General features: G+C 62.0%; 19 protein-coding genes. 8 read left to right on the top strand and 11 right to left on the bottom strand.

Going from position 1 to position 19,993, the window contains the following annotated elements; genetic code table 11:
• The first annotated feature begins 122 nt into the window (after window positions 1-122).
• Entirely contained in the window at window positions 123-1,385 is a 1,263-nt protein-coding gene (locus AF337_RS29315; protein WP_049734936.1) for a DUF3422 domain-containing protein, read from the top strand.
• Window positions 1,386-1,440: 55 nt separating this feature from the next.
• Here AF337_RS29315 and AF337_RS29310 read toward each other — a convergent pair whose 3' ends face one another.
• From AF337_RS29310 to AF337_RS29285, 6 genes are all read right to left on the bottom strand, one after another.
• Complete coding sequence (locus AF337_RS29310) at window positions 1,441-3,585, bottom strand: methyl-accepting chemotaxis protein (protein ID WP_049734960.1); 2,145 nt, start codon at window positions 3,583-3,585, stop codon at window positions 1,441-1,443.
• 16 nt (window positions 3,586-3,601) lie between these two features.
• Window positions 3,602-4,531, bottom strand: coding sequence for a substrate-binding domain-containing protein (locus tag AF337_RS29305; protein ID WP_049734935.1), 930 nt, complete (start codon window positions 4,529-4,531; stop codon window positions 3,602-3,604).
• Between the two features lie 199 nt (window positions 4,532-4,730).
• Window positions 4,731-5,615, bottom strand: a complete 885-nt coding sequence (locus AF337_RS29300) for a carbohydrate ABC transporter permease (RefSeq protein ID WP_049734934.1) — start codon at window positions 5,613-5,615, stop codon at window positions 4,731-4,733.
• Entirely contained in the window at window positions 5,605-6,531 is a 927-nt protein-coding gene (locus AF337_RS29295; protein ID WP_049734933.1) for a carbohydrate ABC transporter permease, read from the bottom strand. Before AF337_RS29295 ends, AF337_RS29300 begins: the two co-directional genes overlap by 11 nt.
• A gap of 164 nt (window positions 6,532-6,695) precedes the next feature.
• The gene (locus AF337_RS29290) at window positions 6,696-7,916 is read right to left on the bottom strand and encodes an ABC transporter substrate-binding protein (RefSeq protein ID WP_049734932.1); all 1,221 of its coding nucleotides are present in this window, start codon (window positions 7,914-7,916) and stop codon (window positions 6,696-6,698) included.
• Between the two features lie 49 nt (window positions 7,917-7,965).
• The gene (locus AF337_RS29285; RefSeq protein WP_049734931.1) at window positions 7,966-9,285 is read right to left on the bottom strand and encodes an alpha-L-fucosidase; all 1,320 of its coding nucleotides are present in this window, start codon (window positions 9,283-9,285) and stop codon (window positions 7,966-7,968) included.
• Window positions 9,286-9,492: 207 nt separating this feature from the next.
• Here AF337_RS29285 and AF337_RS29280 point away from each other — a divergent pair, with 207 nt between their 5' ends.
• On the top strand, window positions 9,493-10,500 hold the full coding sequence (locus AF337_RS29280; RefSeq protein WP_049734930.1) for a LacI family DNA-binding transcriptional regulator: 1,008 nt from the start codon (window positions 9,493-9,495) through the stop codon (window positions 10,498-10,500).
• Between the two features lie 65 nt (window positions 10,501-10,565).
• On the opposite strand, the gene AF337_RS29275 is transcribed toward AF337_RS29280, so the two are convergent.
• Together AF337_RS29275 and AF337_RS29270 are read right to left on the bottom strand one after the other, a co-directional pair.
• Window positions 10,566-10,841, bottom strand: coding sequence for a type II toxin-antitoxin system RelE/ParE family toxin (locus AF337_RS29275; RefSeq protein WP_049734929.1), 276 nt, complete (start codon window positions 10,839-10,841; stop codon window positions 10,566-10,568).
• Window positions 10,841-11,101: a CopG family ribbon-helix-helix protein gene (locus AF337_RS29270; RefSeq protein WP_049734928.1), complete on the bottom strand. Its 261-nt coding sequence runs from the start codon at window positions 11,099-11,101 to the stop codon at window positions 10,841-10,843. The genes AF337_RS29275 and AF337_RS29270 overlap by 1 nt, the downstream gene beginning before the upstream one ends.
• Window positions 11,102-11,300: 199 nt before the next feature.
• On the opposite strand from AF337_RS29270, the gene AF337_RS29265 reads away from it, so the two are divergent.
• The 4 genes from AF337_RS29265 (at window position 11,301) to AF337_RS29250 (ending at window position 15,137) form a co-directional block, all read left to right on the top strand.
• Window positions 11,301-12,029 carry a FadR/GntR family transcriptional regulator gene (locus AF337_RS29265; protein ID WP_049734927.1) on the top strand — a complete coding sequence of 243 codons (729 nt, stop codon included), beginning with the start codon at window positions 11,301-11,303 and terminating at the stop codon, window positions 12,027-12,029.
• A gap of 288 nt (window positions 12,030-12,317) precedes the next feature.
• On the top strand, window positions 12,318-13,331 hold the full coding sequence (locus tag AF337_RS29260; RefSeq protein ID WP_049734926.1) for an ABC transporter substrate-binding protein: 1,014 nt from the start codon (window positions 12,318-12,320) through the stop codon (window positions 13,329-13,331).
• A 94-nt stretch (window positions 13,332-13,425) separates the two neighbouring features.
• Window positions 13,426-14,244 carry an ABC transporter ATP-binding protein gene (locus AF337_RS29255; protein ID WP_049734925.1) on the top strand — a complete coding sequence of 273 codons (819 nt, stop codon included), beginning with the start codon at window positions 13,426-13,428 and terminating at the stop codon, window positions 14,242-14,244.
• An 11-nt stretch (window positions 14,245-14,255) separates the two neighbouring features.
• Window positions 14,256-15,137 carry an ABC transporter permease gene (locus tag AF337_RS29250; RefSeq protein ID WP_049734924.1) on the top strand — a complete coding sequence of 294 codons (882 nt, stop codon included), beginning with the start codon at window positions 14,256-14,258 and terminating at the stop codon, window positions 15,135-15,137.
• 80 nt (window positions 15,138-15,217) lie between these two features.
• Here the strand turns inward: AF337_RS29250 and AF337_RS29245 are convergent, their stop codons facing one another.
• Both AF337_RS29245 and AF337_RS29240 read right to left on the bottom strand, forming a co-directional pair.
• Entirely contained in the window at window positions 15,218-16,618 is a 1,401-nt protein-coding gene (locus tag AF337_RS29245; protein WP_049734923.1) for a sensor histidine kinase, read from the bottom strand.
• Window positions 16,608-17,276 (bottom strand): response regulator, encoded by a 669-nt coding sequence (locus AF337_RS29240; protein WP_049734922.1) that lies wholly within the window; start codon window positions 17,274-17,276, stop codon window positions 16,608-16,610. The genes AF337_RS29245 and AF337_RS29240 overlap by 11 nt, the downstream gene beginning before the upstream one ends.
• Window positions 17,277-17,466: 190 nt before the next feature.
• On the opposite strand from AF337_RS29240, the gene AF337_RS29235 reads away from it, so the two are divergent.
• Window positions 17,467-18,045, top strand: a complete 579-nt coding sequence (locus AF337_RS29235; protein ID WP_193393669.1) for an isochorismatase family protein — start codon at window positions 17,467-17,469, stop codon at window positions 18,043-18,045.
• Complete coding sequence (locus AF337_RS29230; protein WP_049734920.1) at window positions 18,042-19,052, top strand: GlxA family transcriptional regulator; 1,011 nt, start codon at window positions 18,042-18,044, stop codon at window positions 19,050-19,052. Before AF337_RS29235 ends, AF337_RS29230 begins: the two co-directional genes overlap by 4 nt.
• Here AF337_RS29230 and AF337_RS29225 read toward each other — a convergent pair.
• Window positions 19,047-19,895 carry a carbohydrate-binding protein gene (locus tag AF337_RS29225; protein WP_049734919.1) on the bottom strand — a complete coding sequence of 283 codons (849 nt, stop codon included), beginning with the start codon at window positions 19,893-19,895 and terminating at the stop codon, window positions 19,047-19,049. The two genes, AF337_RS29230 and AF337_RS29225, sit on opposite strands and share 6 nt — an antisense overlap.
• Window positions 19,896-19,993: the final 98 nt, after the last annotated feature.

Genomic DNA, 19,993 nt, shown 5'->3' with positions numbered 1-19,993 from the left:
GATGGTGAAGCCGTCGTGACACGAGCCTCGTGAGAGGCTATAGGCGTCGTGGTCAATTCCAAAAGCCGGCAACTCCGGTCATGTCAGCCGTCGATCTGTCTACCATATAGAGGTGCATCTCCATGCCGATGGGTTCCGAGCATCCGCTGCGCAGGGAGTTGCATGACGAGCTCCATGCGCGGCCCTCGCTTTACTTCGACGGCGACACCGATGTCTGGCACGTCGCCATCGTCGGCGACAACGGCTCGCCTCCGCTGCCGGTTTCCTTGCCGGGGCTTGAGGACGTCTCGACCACCCACGGAGGCAACCACGGCATCGGCCGCTTCGGCGACGGCCGGCTGAAATGGGAAGCCCATACCGAGTTCCTGACGCTGACCTTCGTCACGCCCGCGGCCTCCGCGCCCGGCACCCATCCGCCGGAAGCCTTTCAGGCCTGCTACCGCAAGATCGAAGGAAAGGTGATCGCTGCCGTCCGGGTGCTCGTGCGCGACGAAAAGAACGGACAGGCTCTCGAAAAACCGAATCTTGATTATGTCGCCTCCGAGGTCGGCGGCGGCGATGCCGAAGTGCATACGAACTTCCGGCTGAGCGACAGCGGTTTCGTCGAATTCCTGTTCTTCAACCGCAACCTCAACGCCTATCGCACCGGCCGCATGGTCCGGCGGTTCCTGGAGATCGAGACGTACAGGATGATGGCGATGCTGGCGATGCCGATGGCGCGCGAGACGATCTCGCAGCTTTCGGCCTTCGACCAGCGCCTCGATCTCCTGATCGCGCACATGCAGAGCGCCGTCAAAGTCGACAAGGCGCTGCTATCCGAGGTCACCAGGCTTTCGTCAGATGTTCTCAATTTCTCTGCCCTTGCCCGCCACCGCTTCGGGGCGACGACAGCCTATGCCGAAATCGTCGCCAGCCGGGTGTCGGAACTGCGCGAAGAACGCGTCGAGCAGCGCCAGCGGATCGGCACCTTCATCCGCCGGCGCTTCCAGCCGGCCGTCCGCTCGGTGCATGCCGCCGAACGCCGCCTCGATGAACTCGCCGAACGCGTCAGTCTCGCCGGTGACCTATTGAGAACCACCGTGCAGGTTCAGCTCGAAGATCAAAACGCCTCACTGCTGACCTCAATGGAAGAGCGGGCGCGCATCCAGGTGCATATCCAGCAGGCGGTCGAAGGCTTCTCCGTCATCGCCATCACCTACTACACCATCGGCTTGGCGAAGATCTGCCTCGAAAGCATTTCCGCCTTGGGTGTCGATCCGCACGTGACGAAACTCGCCGTTCTCGGTGCCATCCCGTTGGTCCTCTTCGCCGTCTGGACGGCGGTCCGCCATGTCCGCAGAAGCATCGCTGGCACGCCGCATGGACCGGTAGCCGGAGGCCACTGACGCGACCGCCGCCCTTTCGAGGCGGCGGTGTTCTCTTGGCTGTGATCGCAGAACGTTACGACGCCATCGCGTAATGGCGGTGGCCCGATGCCCGGCCGCTGCTCGTTCTGAACCGTCGCAGCAACTCGGCAAGACTTTCGGTTTCCTGGGTCAGGCTCTGGGCGGCGGCCGTGGTTTCCTCGACCATCGCGGCGTTCTGTTGCGTCACCTTGTCCATCTGGTCGCCGGCGGCCGAGACCTCGCGCAGGCTGGTTGCCTGTTCGCGGGCGGCAACGGCGATCTCGGCGACGGTCGCATTCATCGCCGTGACCTGCTCGACGATCTGTTCGAGCGAGAGACCGGATTCGCCGACCAGCTCGACGCCGGTTTTGACCTGCGCCGAGGAGGTCGAGATCAATTGCTTGATCTCCCTCGCCGCATTGGCGGAGCGCTGGGCGAGTTCACGCACTTCCTGGGCAACCACCGCAAAGCCCTTGCCGGCTTCACCGGCACGCGCCGCTTCGACGCCGGCATTCAGCGCCAAGAGATTGGTCTGGAAGGCGATTTCGTCGATGACGCTGATGATGTTGCCGATCTTCGACGACGAATTTTGAATCTCCGTCATCGCGTCGATGGCGCGGGCGACGATCTCGCCGCCCTTTTCGGCATTGGTGCGGGCCGTCGCCACGACAGCCTGGGCGCGGCCCGCACCTTCGGCCGTGCCGTTGACGCCGCGGGTGACGTCGCCGAGTGCGGCGACCGTTTCTTCCAGGGACGCTGCCTGCTGTTCGGTGCGGCGGGCGAGATCGTTGGAAGCCGTGGAGATTTCCGACAGACCGGACCGAATGGTGGCGACCGCGCGAATGACGGAGTCGACCGCTTCCTCGAGGCTCGCGACCGAGTTGTTGAAATGATCGCGGATCCTGACGTAGCGATGGTCGACTTCGCCGACGCGAACGGTGAGATCACCCTTCGACAGCGCATCGAGGCCGACGGAGATCTGGCGGAAGGCATGTTCCATCACCTGCGCATCGCTGAGCCGCTCGGCCTCCTGGCGCAGCCGTTCTTCTTCGGCGGCGAGGCGAGCTCGCTCGGCATTGGCTTCGGCGATCAGCTTGGCACGGCCCGTCTCCTGGAAAACCTTCAGCGAACGCGCCATGGCTCCCAGTTCGTGGCGATGCTCGACCCCCGTTATCGCGATCCCCTCCTCGCCGCGGGCCAGCTGCTCCATGGACTGGGCCATCTTGCGCACCGCCGAGGAAATCAGCCGACCGACGAAATAGGAGAGCACCAGGCCGATGACGATCAGCAGGCCGCTGATGACGAGCGTCGTGCTGGTCGCGGAAGCGACCGTCGCGTCCATCGAACCGTCCAGATTCTTCTGGGCGCCCGTCACAGTCGCCTGCAAATCCATGAACTCGCCTGATATTTTTGGCGCAAGCACGCCGAGCTGCGTCTGACGAATATTGCCGGATGCCTGCAGCACTTCCTTCATGTCGCCGAGACGGGCGGTGTAGTTCTGCATGAGCTGGCCGGCGCCCATCAGGCGCTTCTTCTGCAGCTCGTTCTTGGCGGCCTTCGCGGCGGCATCGTTCAGCGCCACCGCTTCGGCAAGCGCTGCCTGCGCCGTGTCATAGGCGGAGAAATCGTTGGAATGGACGAAGCGCTCGGAGAAATAAAGGCTGCGGTTCAGGGCTTCCAGCGTTTCCGCCGTCATGTGCAGCAGGGCCACGTCATTCTGGCGCCAGGCGCTGCGCATGACGTCATTGAGCGCGATACTGGTCCAGGGCCCGAATTCGGTAACCTTGGAGATCAGCAGGTCGCGCCGGGCCTGCAGGGAGACGATCTGTTCGAATGCCTTGCCGTAGGCGGCAATATCCTGGCGGATTTCTGCAAGCCCCGACTGCAGGTCCTTGTTGCCGGCAAAACGCGGATCGTCCGCCTCGAAAGCCTTCACACCGGCGCGGAAGCTGTCGACGACAGCCTGTGTCGGCGTCGAGCGGAAAGCCTCCGCCGACATCTGGATTTCGTGCAGCTGGTCGCTGTAGTCGGAGATGGCCAGACTCTGGCCGGCGGTGGCGCGATAGGAGGCGAAGATCGCGGCGAGCCCGTTCATGCCGGAGATCGCGCTGACGGTAAGTAGGCTCATCAGCAGGATCAGCGGCACGAAACCTGCGGTGATCTGCGCGCGAATGCCGAATTTATTCCAGAAATGCAACATCATAGGCCTCTTATGCTCACTGGCTCTTCGGCAGGTATTGGGCAATGTTCTCAGGTGTGACGAGTTCGAAGGGAACGTTGTTTTCGCGCGGCACCTTCTCCTTTTTGATGAGCTTCATGGCGGCATCGACCGCAGCCGCGCCCTGGCCGACGGCGCTCTGGAGAACGGTGACATCGAGATCGCCCGCTACCATTGCGGCGAGCGCGTCGTCGGTCGCATCGACGCCGCCGACGACGACGTCCTTCATCGGAATATTGGCTTTCTTCATGGCGCGGATCGCACCGAGCGCCATCTCGTCATTGTTGGCGATCACAGCATCGAACTTGACGCCGGCCGCCAGCCATTCCTGCATCTGCTGATCGGCATAATCGCGCGACCAATAGGCCGCTTGCTGCTCGACGATCTCAAGACCTTTGCATTCCGGCGTCGCGATGACATCTGATATGTCCTGGGTGCGGGTGCGGGCGGCCACATGGAAGACCTCGCCCATCAGCACGACCACGCGGCCCTTGCCCTTGAGGAGAGAGCATACTTGCTTCGTCTCCAGCGTACCGGAGTCTTTCTCATCGGAGGCGACAACGACCTGATTGTCCGGCAAGTCCAAGAGATTGGAGGGCGTCGTGTTGATGTAGATCAGCGGAATGCCGGCATCCGCTGCGATCTTGGTCATTTGCGGCCCGAGATCGCCATCAGACAGCATCATGATAATGGCATCGACCTTGTCGGCGACGAACTGCTGAACCTGCTTCTTCTGCAGCTCATTGTCGCCATTGGCATTCTGGGTGACGAGCTTGAGGCCTGATATCGTCTTCCCGTGCGAGACGACGCCGTTCACAAGCATCTCTCTGAACTTATCGAGATTGGTCATCGAAACCCCGATCGTCTGTGCATTGGCAACAGAGACCGATATCGCCAGGGCGATGGATGCAAGCGTGGCGGTTTTCATGAATTCCCCTGTGCAATTCGGATATGAACGCGTTATTTCAAATCTTGGTTAAATTTTACTTTTCGACGTGAAGCGAAAGTTAAGCGCGCGGGAATGATCTAGCGGCGGCAGAAGCGCGTTCTTCGGCGGCACTCGGTCGGACTTGAAGGACGTCGAGACGAACTTGATGCGGCGCCTTCAAGTCTTTGTTTAACTGGAACTATCTTCCACCGAAGCCGGAGCTGATGGTGATGCCTCTATAGATCACCCTTTGCAGCACGATGGCCAGGACGACACCCGGCAGCATGGAGATCGTCGCGCCCGCCATGATGTAGTTCCACGCCGTGCCCTGCTGGGTCTGGAACAAAGTGAGCCCGAGCGGCAGCGTGGCTTTTTCCACCCCGCTGGTGGCGATCAGCGGCCACAGGAAACTCTTCCACTGGGCGATGAAGGTGAAGAGCGACAAAAGGCCGATCGCCGGCATGGCGAGCGGCACGATGATCTTGACCAGAATGCGCAGCCTCGAAGCGCCATCCATCATCGCCGCCTCGTCGAGATCCTTGGGAATACCGAGGATGAACTGCCGCATCAGGAAGGTGCCGAAAGAGGAGAAAGCGACCGGCAGGATCATGCCGTGATAGGTGTTGATCCAGCCGAGCTTGCTGACCAGGAGAAAGAGCGGGATCACCAGCATCACCTGCGGGATCATCAGCGTGCTGAGATAGGTGAGCAGCAGCCCCTCGCGGCCGGGAAACCTCAGCCGGGCGAAGGCGTAGGCGGAAAGGCAGGATACCGCAATCACGATCGCCGTAACGCCGCAGGCGACAACAAGGGAATTCAGCAGGAAGGTGCCGAACGGCAGGGACACCAGCGCTTCGACGAAGGTGCCCCAATGATACTCCTCGGGGAAGATGCGAACCGGCACGGCCATCACCTCGGTATTGGAGCGCACCGCGTTCGACACCATCCAGAAGAAGGGAAAGAGGAAAAGCAGCGCGATCAGCGAAAGTCCCGCATAACTCAAAAAGTTGCCGATGCGCCGCAGGATGCGATGCCGGCCCGCAGAGACGGAATGCGGATGCCGTGAGTTCGGGTCAGTCGTCATAATGCACCCATTTGCGCTGCATGTGGAACTGCAGGATGGTGAGCGCCATGATCATGACGAACATCACCCAGGCAAGAGCGGAGGCATAACCCATCTGGAAGTTGGTGAAGCCCTTCTGGTAGATGGCAAAGCCGAGGGTCGCCGTCGCCGAGCCCGGGCCGCCGCGCGTCATCGCGAAGATTTCGTCGAAGACCTGCAGCGAGGTGATCGCCGTCATCACGGTCGCGAAGAACACCGTCGGCGAGATTAGCGGCAGACGGATGCGCCAGAAGCGCTGCCAGGCATTGGCGCCGTCGATCGTCGCCGCCTCGAGATAGTGTTTCGGCACGAGATCGAGCGCGGCGTTGAACATCACGACGTTGTAGCCGACATTGGCCCAGAGCGTAACGAGCACGACCGCCTGCATCGCCCAGCTCGAACTCAGCAGGAAATTCGGCAGGCCGAGGCCGAGTGCGCGGATGATGGTGTCGGCCAGCCCGTCCGGCGTGAAGATCAGCAGCCACACCACCGAGGCGGCGATCGTCGGCGTGAAGGTCGGCAGGAAGAAGATCACCCGGAAGATCGCCTTGCCGCGCTTCAGGCTGGATATCCACACCGCCAGCGTCAGCGAGACGATGATATTCACAGCCAAATACTCGACGGCGAAGAACAGCGTATTCCGCAATATGGTGTAGAAGGCCGGATCGACGGTGAAGAGTTTGATATAGTTCTGAAAGCCGACGAAGGACGGCGTCGAGATCAGCTGCCAGTTGGTGAAGGAGAGCGCCAGCGACGCCAGGATCGGCAGGGCCATGAAGATCATGAAGCCGAGAAAGCTCGGCAGCAGGAACAGCATGGCCGTCTGCGTCTCGGGTTTCAGAAAGCGCCGCGGCCGACCGGGCTGCAGGGGAATTTCGGCGACGGCGCGTTGCGACATGTCTTCCTCCATGCGCGGCAATCCTGCCGCCGCGCTTTAACCTCTTGTTTTCATGCATGTCGTCGCCGCAAAACCGCGCACACTTTTGCGCGACATGCTTTAGCCCTTTTGTTTTGATGCATGTCGTTGTCCCGGAACCGCTGCACACTTCCGGGCGACATGCATTATTGCTGCGCGAGGCTCTGGATCGACTCCATCGTCTGCTTGGCATCGGCGCTGCCGCCGAAGGCCGGCGGGAAATACTGGTTGAAGAGGTTTTCCACCGCCGCCCAATTATTGGTGATCACGTAGGGCACAGAATGCGCCAAGGAATAGTCGATGGCCTCGCCGCCATTGGTGATGTCCTTGGCTGCCACCTTGTACCAGGAGGATTGCGATGCCGTTCGCGCCGGCAGCGCGCGGCCCTGTTCGGCGAGATATTGCAATGCCTCCGGGCTGGTCAGCACCTGGATCGCCTTCCAGGCCGCATCCTTGTTCTTGCTCGTCGTGGCGATGCCGAAACCTGAGCCCGCCGTGACGGCCGTGAGCTCCGCGTCTGCGCGCGGGAGGGAAGTGGAACCGATTTTGAATTTGACCTTGTCCTTCATGCCGATGATCGACCAGGGACCATCGACATACATGGCGACATTGCCCGAATAGAACCGGCCCTGGATGACCGTGCCGGCATCGGCGCTCGACGGCACCAGCGGCGCGATCTTGTCCTTGGCGGCAAAGCCGATCACCTTCTCGGCCGCGCCAATGGCGCCCGGATTGGTCAGGTCGAGCGCGCCTGAATCGTTGACATATTTATCGCCCCAGGCCGAGGCGAGGACCGAATAGTTCTGCGGGGTGATGCCGAAACCGTATTTGCCGTCCTTGGTCAGCTTCTTGGCGGCATCGGTGAATTCGGCGAGCGTCCAGCCCGGCTTCGGCAGCGGAATGCCGGCGGCTTCCAGCGCGTCCTGGTTATAATAGATGACCCACGGACCGACGTCGTAGGGAAGGCCGTAAAGCTGCTTGTCGACGGACATGCCGCCGATGATCGAGGGGGTGAAGGCGCCGACGTCGAACTTGTCGGCCGCGATCCGGTCATTCAGAGGCTCAAGCAGCGAATAGAAATTCGGCATGCGCAGCGACTGCATGGAAACGATGTCGGCGAGTTGGCCGGACGCCGCCAGCACCGGCAGCCTCGTCCAGTAGTCGACCCAGCCCGTCGTCGTCAGCGTCACCTTGATATCGGGGTATTTGGCGGTGACCATGTCGGCCAGGTGCTGCCAGCCCTTGGTGTCGGCATCGGAACCGGTCCACATCTGCCAGGTCAGGTTGACCTGCTCAGCCGATGCGGCTGTGGCAAAAAGACTGCCGCCGATTGCGGCGAGCAAAAGCGTTTTCTTCAGAACCTTCATGGGTTTCTCCTCCCTCCATGACGCAATGAACACGCGGATGCGACCGAGCTCACGCCTTGAGGACGATCTCGATCACCGGGACGGTAACGTCAGGTCGCCGGACCGGCAGTTCGAACGTGATCATGCCTTCCGGCACCATCACGCCGATATTGGAATCCACATCCCTCGTATGGCTGAGCCAGCGCACTTCACTGGCATCATGCAGGAATTGCGCATAGGCGATCCTGTCGGCGAGGCCCTCGATGTGGATGTGGCGGTAAGGCCAGTTATAGACATGCAGATAGACACGGGTGCCGCGCTGGGTGTAGCGGCATCCAGCCGGTACCGGCAGTTCCGATGGCCCGGCCCCATAGATGGAGCGGCCGTTGACCGCCATCCAGTTCTGGTAGACCTCAAGCGCATCGACGGCGCGCGCGTCGAAGGTGCCGCGGCCGGTCGGGCCGACGTTCATCAGCAGGTTGCCGCCGAGCGCGACGGAATCGATCAGCAGCTGGATGATCTGTTCCGGGCTCTTCCAGCTATCCTCGTCGCGGTGATAGCCCCAGGAGCCGCTGAAGGTGTGGCAGGCTTCCCAGAGCACCCCTTGGCTGGCGATGGCAGGCGCCACGCGCGGCGTATATTGCTCCGGCGTCGTCACGTCGGGCAACTGGCCCGGCGGCAGATCGAGGCGGTTGTTGACGATGATCTCGGGCTGCAGCTCGCGCACCAGCTCGATCAGCCGTTCGCTCTCCCAGTCGGCGCGCCCCTTGCCGGGCAGGCCGTGATATTCGCGGCCGGGATAGCTGAAATCGAACCAGATGATGTCGATGCGGCCGAAGCCGGTCAGGAGTTCGCGCACCTGTTCGCGCATATAGGCGGCGTAGTTAGCGATGTTGCGGCCGGCATTCAGCGCCTTGGCGTCCAGATGGTTGCGGAGGGGATGGTGGACGTCGATCGGAAAATCAGGATGGTGCCAGTCGAGCAGCGAATAATAGAAGCCGATCTTCAGCCCCTCGGCGCGAAAGGCCTCGACCAGCGGCGTCAGCAGATCCCTGCCGCAAGGCGTATTCGGCGCCTTATAATCGGTGACCTTGCTGTCCCACAGGCAGAAACCCTCGTGATGCTTGGTCGTCACCACGACATATTTCATGCCGGCAAGACGCGCCCGCCGAGCCCACTCCTTGGGATCGTAGAGATCGGGATCGAAATTGTCGAAATAGCGCTGGTAATGCTCGTCGGTCAGCTCTTCGCGGTTCTTCAACCATTCGTGCCGGGCCCCGAGAGCATAGAGGCCCCAATGGATGAACATGCCCAGTCTGTCATGGCTGAACCAGGTGTGCTTACCCACTCCCGATACCGGATTTTGCGGCTGGCGCTCCGAACTCGTCACAGGTTTCTCCTCCCTGTTTTCCGGCTCGACATCATATCGAACCGGTTCGGTGACTGAACATCTTCCTTGAAGCCCCACCTGTCAAGCCGATTCCACCACAACCGCCGCTGAAAAGTTTTTCCTGCTCCGATAGGCGATTTCAGACAAGTCTGTTGCACCGAGAAATAGAAACTGACATAACAAGGCTTTAGAACCGGTTCGATAGACATGACGACCATACGAGATGTCGCGCGCCTCGCGGGAGTTTCGATCTCGACCGTCTCGCTCGCGCTCAACAGCCCGAAGCGGGTCGGCGCCGAGACGCTCGACCGCATCCAGCAGGCGATCAAATCGACGGGCTACCGCATCGATCCGGTCGCCCAGACGCTGGCGCGCGGCCGCAGTTCGCTGATCGGTTTCGTTTCGGCCAATCTCGGCAACATGTTCTTCGGCGACATCCGCCGGGAGATCGAGCACCAAGCGCTCGACCACGGCTATTTCGTCCTGATCGCCGATTCTTCCGGCCGGGCCGAACTCGAACGGGCGTTGCTGGAGCGGATGGAAGCGCAGAAGATCGCCGGCATCGCGCTGGCGACAAACGGCCACGGCGAGGAATACGCGGCATTCCTGCGCGACTTCAAGACCCCGATCGTGATGTTCGACCAGAAGGTGGAGGGCGCGGCGCGCGATTTCGTCGGCTCCGACAATCCGCTGACGACGACCATCCTGACGGAGCATCTGCTGCAGCTCGGCCACCGCCGCATCGGTTTCATTTCCGGCCCCTCCGGCCTGCATACCGCCGATGAGCGCCTGAAGGGTTTTATGGATACGATGTCCGCCGCCGGGGCGGATATCGACCCCTCGCTGGTGGTGGAAGGCGGCTACACCAGGACCGGCGGCCACGCGCAGGCGATGCGGCTGCTGACACGGCGCGACCGCCCGACCGCCATCATCGGCGCCAACAACATGATGGGCCTGGCGGCCCTGCAGGTGATGCAGGAAATGGGCTTCCGCTGCCCCGACGACGTGTCTTTGGCGATGGTCGACGACGTGCCCTGGAGCAACGTTATCACCCCGCGCATCACCATGGTCGTGCAGGATGCTCAGAAGCTCGGCGAACTCGCGGCGCAGCGCCTGCTGGCAAGAATATCAAGCCCCGAAGCCGCCGCCGAGCCGCCGCAGGATTTCATCCTGACGCCGAGATTCGTGCGCGGGGAGTCAACCAGGCGGCTTTGAGCAACTCTCAGCCGGCAGCGCCTCTGGAGGACACTTTCAATAACGTGCCCAACCCCTGTTCGTTTTTACCGGTCTTCACGCGTATGCCAGAGCCGCAATACATAGATGGCCGACTGCCGTATTTCATAACGTAGCTCGTATTGGCCAACGAGAATGCGGCGGACCTCCCGAGGATCGAACTCCTCCAGCCGCTCGCCAAGGCGCGGCTGCTCAAGCAGCCGCAGCGGCGCTGCCGTCAAGGCCTGCACAGTCCGAGCCGCCGCCTGTCGATTGACCGGAGCGAGAAAGGCATAGAGGCGGTCAATGTCCGAGACCGCTTTGCTCGTCCATTTGAGTTCCATTAACGAGGCAACGAAACCGGCGCGTCACTGTCGAGACTATCGGCCCAGGCCTGGACGGACTGATGATCGACCACTTTGCCTTCATCCACATCAGCCAGCGCTTCCAGCGTCAAACGGCGACGCTCCTCCTCCTGATCGATCCATGCCGTCAGCGCCTGCTTGACGATCCACCCGCGCGAGCGCTCAAGCCTTGCGGCGAGTTGATCGACCTTTTGCGCCAGGGGCAGGGGAACATGCGCAGTCAGCACTTTGGTTTCCATCAAAACCTCCTTCAATCATGATCAATCATAGTGATTGGTTCCGATTATGTCCAATATCGAACCCCATGAATGTTAGCGCTCTTTTCCTCCATTGAAAGAAAGGGAAATTTGTCATACATGTGTGATGAATCAGGATGTCGCATGTCACCGACCTTGGCAGCATCCGGATCAAAGCCGGAGCGGGGGTCAAGGCGTGGCTATGCAGACGAAGGATCGCAGCAGAGGCACGGGATCGCTGGTCTCACAGGTCGGCGAAAGCCTTCGGCAAGCCATCCTCAGCGGCCAGTATTCCGCCGGCGACAAGCTTCCGAGCGAGCATGAACTGACCGAGACGCATAGTGTCAGCCGAACCGTCGTGCGCGAGGCTGTCGCCGCACTTCGTTCCGACGGACTGGTCGAGGTGCGTCAGGGCGCGGGCATTTTCGTGATCGGCGCCGATCCGGCGCTGTCAGGCCGAAAACTCGACAAGGCCCGCGTCGCCTCCGATCTGGAAGTGCTCGAAATCCGGACGCCTGTCGAAATCGAGGCGGCGGGACTTGCCGCCTTGCGCCGCTCGCCGGCGCAGGAGGAGGCGATCTTCGAATGCCACCGGAAAATCCTCCAGCGCATCGAGACGGATCAATCCATTCGCGAGGCGGATCTCGACCTCCATGTCGCGATCGCCGAGGCGACGAACAACCCGCTGTTCAAACACTTCCTGGAATCGCAGGGAACCGTGATCATCCCGCAGTCGCGGCTCGTTCCGGAAACGAGAACTGCCGAGCAGACCGCTTACCGAAAACTGATCCACAGGGAACACGAAGCGATCGTCATGGCGATCTCGGACAGGGATGACCAGGCCGCGCGCAACGCCATGCGGGAGCATCTGGTCGGCAGCCAGGCCAGATATCGGAACCTGCTGAAGGATCTGCGGAGCTTTACGAGCTGAGGCCTGCCAGAAGCGCTGCCCGCACTTCAGGTTTTCCAGAATTAACCAGCCAACCGCCATGCGAATATGTCGTCAGGAACGAACCTGTTGGCCGGTTGCGCAGCCGCCTTTATTGTGAAGGCCCCTGCACGGCGCGCATCAGCGGGATGCATGGACGGACTGGTTACCCCGTCTGCGGCTGAAAGCTAATTGAAAGCTTCGAGGTCATAGGAAAGGGCAGCATCGTGGAGGAGACACGGTCGAAGTGGCGAGACGACGATGCAGTCACACCACCAGGAGGAGATATCAATGCGTTTTTCACGCAGCCTTTTTCACACCGTCGCTTTTTCCGCGCTGCTGACCGCGGCATCCTTTGCTTCAACAGCTGCCCATGCGGCCGACAAGATCACCATCATGGTCGGCGGCTATGAGAAGCAGATCTATCTGCCCGCCAAACTCGCCGAATCCCTCGGTTACTTCAAAGACGAGGGCCTCGACGTCGAGCTGCTGAACGAAGCTGCCGGCGTCGATGCCGAAAACCAGCTGCTGGCAGGCGCCGTCCAGGGTGTTGTCGGCTTCTACGATCACTGCGTGGACCTGCAGGCCAAGGGCAAATTCGTCGAATCCCTCGTCCAGTTCAGCCAGGCGCCGGGTGAGGTCGAGATGGTCTCGAGCAAGCATCCCGAGATCAAATCGCCGGCCGATTTCAAGGGCAAGACCCTCGGCGTCACCGGCCTCGGCTCGTCCACCAACTTCCTGACGCTCTTCATGGCCTCGAAGGCCGGCCTTCAGCCGGGCGATGTCGTTACCGTTCCCGTCGGCGCCGGCGGCACCTTCATTGCCGCCATGCAACAGGATCAGATCCAGGCCGGCATGACGACCGAACCGACCATTTCGCGGCTGGTCAAAACCGGCGAAGCCAGCGTTCTCGTCGATATGCGCACGGTCGAATCAACCCGAAAGGCGCTCGGCGGCACCTATCCGGCCGCCTCGCTCTACATGGAAACCGCCTGGGTCGACGCCCACAAGGAAGAGGCGCAGAAGCTCGCCAACGCCTTCGTCAAGACGCTGAAGTACATCAACACGCATTCGGCCGCCGAAATCGCCGACAAGATGCCGAAGGATTTCTACGTCGGCGACAAGGACGGCTACATCAAAGCCCTCGACGAGGGCAAGGGCATGTTCACACCTGACGGCGTCATGCCGGAAGATGGCCCGAAGACCGTGCTTGCCGTGCTCTCGGAGTTCTCCAAGAACGTCAAGGGCAAGCAGATCGACCTTTCCAAGACCTACACGACGGAATTCGTCAAGAACGTCAAGTAAGTCAGTCGCGCCGCTCCCGACTCCCAAGCGGGAGCGGCCTTCGTTCGATCATGGGCTTTGCGTGCGCGCCCTCAAGCACGCCTCAGGTATCACCATGCAACAGGACAACAAACAGGTCCCGGCGATCGAGCTGATCAATGTCAGCCGCCGCTTCGTCTCGCCGACCGGCAAGTCGCTCACTGCGCTGCGCGATTTCAACATGACGGTCGCCCGCGGCGAATTCGTCGCCGTCGTCGGCCCCACCGGATGCGGCAAATCGACGACGCTTAATCTCGTGACGGGCCTCGCACGCCCCTCCGCCGGCGAAGTCCGTCTGATGGGCGGGCCGATCACCGGCATCGATCCGCGTGTCGGCTTCGCATTCCAGACCGACGCGCTGTTCCCCTGGAAGAACGTCATCGACAACGTCATGGCCGGGCCGCTGTTTCGCGGCAAGTCACGCGCCGAGGCTGAGAAGATCGCCCGCGACTGGCTGGCGCGCGTCGGCCTGTCGAAGTTTCTCCACCACTACCCCCATCAGCTCTCGGGCGGCATGCGCAAGCGCGTCTCGCTGGCGCAGACCTTCATCAACGAACCGGAGATCCTGCTGATGGACGAGCCCTTCTCGGCGCTCGACGTGCAGACCCGCACCGTCATGCATGAGGAGCTCCTGAAGCTCTGGGCCGAGCGCAAAGCCTCGGTAGTCTTCGTCACCCACGATCTCGAAGAGGCCGTGGCGCTCGCCGACAAGGTCTATGTGCTCACAGCCGGCCCCGCCACCGTCAAGTCGGTCTACACGATCGATCTTCCCCGCCCGCGCGTCGTGTCGGAGATCCGCTACGAGCAGAGCTTCATCGATTACTGCAAGACGATCTGGGAGGACCTGCGCGAAGAGGTCGAGACCAGCTACCGCCGCGCAAGCGAAGCGGCCTGAGGGAGGATATCATGGCACACACCACTCTTGAGGCCGGTTCGGCCGCGCTGTTTCGTCCGGGTACTTCGGATGCCGAGATCGAAGCCTCCGCTCTGAAGGCAATACGCCGGCGCAAGACGCTTGTGCGCTTCTGGCAGATCGCCATCCTGGTCTTCGTAATCGGCATGTGGGAGCTCTCCTCCAACATGCAGTGGATCGATCCGTTCTTCTACTCGAGCCCGAGCGGCGTCGTTGAGCGCCTCTACGAATGGGCGACCGAGGGCACCACCGAAGGGTCGCTCTGGTACAATCTCTGGGTGACGATGGAAGAGGCGCTGATCGGCTTCTTCGCCGGCTCGATCACCGGCGTCTTCGTCGGCATCGGCCTCGGCCGCAACCGCTTCCTGTCGGATATTTTCTCCGTCTACATCAAAGCGATCAACTCGATCCCCCGTGTGGTGCTTGCGCCGATCTTCATCATGATCATGGGCCTCGGGCTGCCGTCCAAGGTGGCGCTCGCCTTCATCATGGTGTTCTTCGTCGTCTTTGCCAACGCCTTCCAGGGCGTGCGCGAAGCCGACCGCAACATGATCGCCAATGCCCGCATCCTCGGCGCTTCGGACTGGCAGGTGACCCGCACAGTGGTCATTCCCTCGGCGATGAGCTGGATCTTCGCCAGCCTGCACGTCTCCTTCGGCTTTGCGATCATCGGCGCCATCGTCGGCGAATTCGTCGGCGCCCGCTTCGGCATCGGTCAGCTCATCTCGATCGCCAAGGGCACCTTCGACGCAGCCGGCATGTTCGCGGCAATCCTCCTCGTCATGGTCGTCACGCTTATTGCGGAATACGTTATGACGCTGATCGAAAACCGGCTGGCGAAGTGGCGGCCGCAGCAACACCTCGATACCCAATAATCAGATCAGCTCCTCCCAAGGCAGATCGAACGAGGGCCGGGCTCGATGCCCGGCCTTCATCCATTCGATGCATCTCGGATTTACGCGAGCGGAATCCGCACGGTCACGACGAGACCGCCGCCTGCCGCATCCCCCAGCGACACCGAACCTCCCGCGCCTTCCACGACCTCCCGAACGATCGCAAGCCCCAGGCCACTTCCCTCAGCTTCGGTCCCCATGATCCGGTAGAAGCGTTCAAACACCTGTTCGCGCTCCACCTCTGGAATACCCGGCCCATTGTCTTCGACAGTGACGACGGCATGTCCATCGGCCTGTCCGACCGCGACGGTTATCCTTCCATTGGCCCGGGTATAGCGAATGGCGTTGTCTATGAGGTTGACCAGCATTTCCCGCAACATCGTGCCGTCGCCCTCGACGATGACGGGTCGGTCCGCTTCCAATCCGACGTCGATATTGCGCCGGAGCGCCTCTTCGGCATGCGCTTCCAGGATCTCGCGGGCAGCCTTGCTGAGGTCGGTCGCATCGCTGCGGGGCCGTCTGCTTCCCGGCTCGGCGCGCGACAAGGTCAGCAGCTGGCTGGCGAGGCGCGAAATCTGCCGCGTGCTGGTGCGAAGGGCGACGAGCGCCTCGTCGCGGCGAGCCGCATCTTCTTCGCGAGCCGCCACACTCGCCTGCGTCGAAATCAGCGCCAGAGGTGTTCTGAGCTGATGGGCGGCATTCGATACGAACCGTCGCTGTGCGGCCATCTGGTTCTGGACACGCTCCATATAGTCGTTGAGCGCATGGACGAGCGGACGCAGTTCACTCTGCACCATCTCAGGCGGCAGCGGATCGAGACGGTTGCGCCCGCGCTGGCGCACGGCGTCCCGAAGTCTCAGAGCAGGCGCCAGGCCGCGTTGGAGCCCGAGGATGGTCACCAGGCTGGCGACGAAGACGAGCACGAACTGCTTCGAAAAATCCGAAAGCCAAAGCTGCTTCCGCATCGCATGCTGGCTGTTATGCGTCACGGCGACGGTCACGGAAATGGTCCCGTCATCGGGAAGGCCGACGACGGGATGGTCGAGCATGATGACGCGCACGTCGGCGCCATGGAACACCCGATCCTCACCGGCCCGCTGGACCCTCGGCAAGGGCAAATCGGGAAAGCCACTCACCAGGCTGCCCCAGGCGGTGATCACCTGGTAAAACACCCGGTCGCCGAAGCCCGTGTCGAACATTTCGAGTGCAGCCGGCGGCACATCCACCTGAACATTGCCACCCTCGTCGACACGGACGGCCTCGGCGATGACGCGGGCCGAAGCCAGAAGCGTTCGATCCGTCACCAGCTTTGCCGTCGCATCAGCCGTCCAGAAGCTGTCGTAAAGATTGAAGCCGATCGCGCCGAACAGCGTCAGCAGCACCCAGCAGAGCAGTTGCACTCTCAGGCTCTGGCTGAGCCGCGCGATCGTCGCACCGGCCTTTGTGACGACGCTATTCGACATATCGGAGGAGATAACCGAGCCCGCGCAACGTCGCGATCTGAACCGAACTGCTCTCGAGCTTCTTTCTGAGCCTGTGGACGTAGATTTCGATGGCGCTCGGATCCGCCTCGTCGTCGAAACCGAAGACGCTTTCGGAAAGCGCGGCTTTCGAGACCGTGTTGCCAAGCTTCATGACAAGCTGTTCGAGCACGGCATATTCCCGCGGCGTCAGTTGCAGCGGCTCGTCTTCGACAAAAAACTGCCGCGTGCCGCCGGAAAAACGCAAGTTGCCGACGGTGATCTCGGAGGATGCCCGATCCTGCCCGCGGCGCACCACCGCACGGATCCTCGCTTCCAGCTCGGCGATTTCGAAGGGCTTGGCGAGATAGTCGTCGGCGCCGCTGTCGAGCCCCGCCACGCGGCCGTCCAGGCTCGCATTGGCTGTCAGGATGATGACCGGGAGCTTGTTCCCCGACTGTCTCAGCCGCTTCAGAAGCGTCAATCCGTCAAGCTTCGGCAGCGAAAGGTCGAGGATCATCGCCGAATACTCCGCCACCTTGAGCAGATGCTCCGCATCCTCGCCGTCATAAGCGATATCGATCGCATATTGCGCCTGCCGCAGGGCCTTGCCCAGCCAGGCCGCCAGATCCTTGTTGTCCTCCACCACAAGCAGTCTCATCCGTTCCCCTTAGCATGGGCAGAGGGTCGAGCGGAAGCGGGCGAATGCAAGACCGCCAGGTGTTGGATGTTACCTGCCGCCCCGTGGATGCCGCCCCGGCAGATGCTGGCGTGAAATGTCCGCTATTTGTCCGGAGCGTGCATTTTCCTCTGTCCTGGGATGACGGAGTATGGCTTCATGATCAACGTCAATGGAGCAAGAAATGTCCGGTCATGATACTGTCCTTCTCGTCATCGACGCTCAGGAGTCCTTCCGGCAGCGCGATTATTGGGACGAAAGTCCCGCATCCGCCTATATCGATGGTCAGCAGGCTCTGATCGACGGCGCGCAGGCCAGCGGGATACCCGTCATCCAGATCTTCCATGTCGACGGAAGCGGGCCGTTTTCGGAAAGCTCCGGCTTCGTCAGGACGCTCGCCCCGCTCCGGATCACTCCGAACGCGACCTTTAGAAAGAGCCGTCACAGCGCGCTCGTCGGTTCCGGGCTTGACGTCTGGCTGACCGAAAATGGCGTGCGCCGTATCATCGTTTCCGGGATTCGCACCGAACAATGCTGCGAGACCACGACCCGCCACGCATCGGATCTCGGCTATCAGGTCGACTATGTCGGCGAAGCCACTCTGACCTTCCCGATGACCGACGCGGCGGGCCGCACCTGGAGCGCCGCAGAAATCCGGGGCCGCACGGAACTGGTCCTTTCGGACCGTTTCGCCAGGATCGCGACTGTCGAACAGGCGCTGGCGGCACACACAGAGCAACTCGCCGCATGAGCGAGGCCGCGCAGCCCTTCGATATCCCCGTCTTCGTCGTCGTGCCGCCGCGCGTGCTGCTGCTCGACGTGGCCGGGCCAATTGAAGTGCTGCGCAAGGCGAACCTCGAACAGCGGACGGTGCGCTTCAGCGTCACCTATATCGGTCCGTCGGCAACGGTCGGCAGTTCGATCGGCCTTGCCGTTACCGGCGTCGCCTCCCTGCCGGAGCACTTGCCCGACAAGGCGCTTGTCGTCATCGCCGGCAGCGCCGACGCTCCGATGGAAAACAACCGTCCGTGGAACGAGCAGGAGCGCGACGCCCAGGCCGCCATCGTCGCGTGGCTGAAGCGCGCCATCCGTCCGGGGCTTCGGCTGGTCTCGATCTGCTCCGGCGCCTTGCTCGCGGCCGAGGCCGGAATGCTCGACGGTCGCGAATGCACCACCCATCACGGCTGCGTGGAGGACCTGGCGAGGCTCGCGCCGACGGCGCGCATCCGGGACAACCGGCTCTATGTCGAGGATGGCGAGCGCCTGACAAGCGCCGGCATCACCGCCGGCATAGACCTGATGTTGCATATCGTCGCCGAAGCGGCCGGCCACGCATGCGCTGTCGCGGTCGCGCGGTATCTCGTGGTCTATGTCAGGCGCGGCGGCTCGGACCCACAGCTTTCGCCCTGGCTCGAAGGTCGCAACCACATCCACCCGGTCATTCATCGTGCACAGGATGCGGTGGCCGCCGATCCGGCTCAGAACTGGTCGGTCGCATCGCTCGCGCGCCTCAGCGGCGCCAGCCCGCGCAACCTTTCGCGGCTGTTCAACGAGCAGACGGGCATGAGCGTTACGGATTTCATCAACCGCATGCGCGTCGCTCTCGCCCGCGAGATGCTCGCAGGCTCGAGACTGGATATGGAGGCCGTAGCGATGCGCGCCGGCTTCGGCTCGGCCCGGCAGTTGCGGCGCGCCTGGAACCGGCTGCACGATAGCCCGCCGAGCGCGGCTCGGCCGAGGTCGGCCGCGGGTTCATAGAGTAGGAGGAAGGGCGGCGTGCCGGGCCTTGTCTTCGACGGCGACGGCTGCAGCGCCGGGCGCCTCCGTTCCCCAGATTTCGATCTGTGTCAGCGCCGGATAGGGGGAACCGTCCTGCGCCTTGATCAGCCCGTGCAGTTCCACCCACTCGACGATGCAGGGCTCTATGGAAAAACCCTGCGCGGCGCCCGATTTTATCAGCGGAAAGAAGGAGGTCCTGCCGTTCGAGAAGGTGACGCTCGCCTGCTCCCACCAGGAATCATGCGGGAAATCCGCCCGGAGGTAGAAGACGATCTCATCGATCCGAACCGACCGGCCGAATTCCACCGTCAGGGCGGCTTCAGGATCGCGATTGATGCCCCAACTGGTGTAAGGCCAGAAACCGTGATTGTCGTTGGCCTTCTCGCCGTCGATCGCGTTGCGCGCGGCAAAGACCGCTTCGCCGCGGGTTTCGACATTGGCGCGGGCATGCGGAAAGAGCGCCCGATTGGCGTGATCGTCCCAGGGGTTTAAAGCGAGATTGCGCCGCTGGGCGAGCTGGTCGGGCCGCGCGCTTCGCACCGAAAGCCGGTGGATATCGCCCTTGAAGGCGTTCGGCGAATAGGACTTGCGCTTGTCTCCGAAAGGCACGGCGAGGTAATAGGCGCTTTCCCTGATGTAGACCAAAGCGGGGTGGATTGCGCTATCGAGAGCAAGGAAGGCATGGCCAGGCTCGGAAGCCTCGACGACGACGCAGTCTCCGTCGCGATAGCTCTGGCGATAGACGAGAAAGGTCTCGTCCCGCCCGGTGGCGCTTGCCAGCACGAACCCGTCGGCATCCACGATCTTCAGCGTCAATTCCATGTTCGTCCTCCTCAGAGCATGATGCCGAAAAGTGTGAGCGGTTTTCGGAGGACATCATGCTCTAACTCTTTAATTTATCTGCAATCTCAGGCGCTTGC

Source organism: Rhizobium ecuadorense (assembly GCF_001187535.1).
Classification (GTDB): domain Bacteria; phylum Pseudomonadota; class Alphaproteobacteria; order Rhizobiales; family Rhizobiaceae; genus Rhizobium; species Rhizobium ecuadorense.
This window is presented reverse-complemented; position numbering and strand designations above follow the sequence as displayed.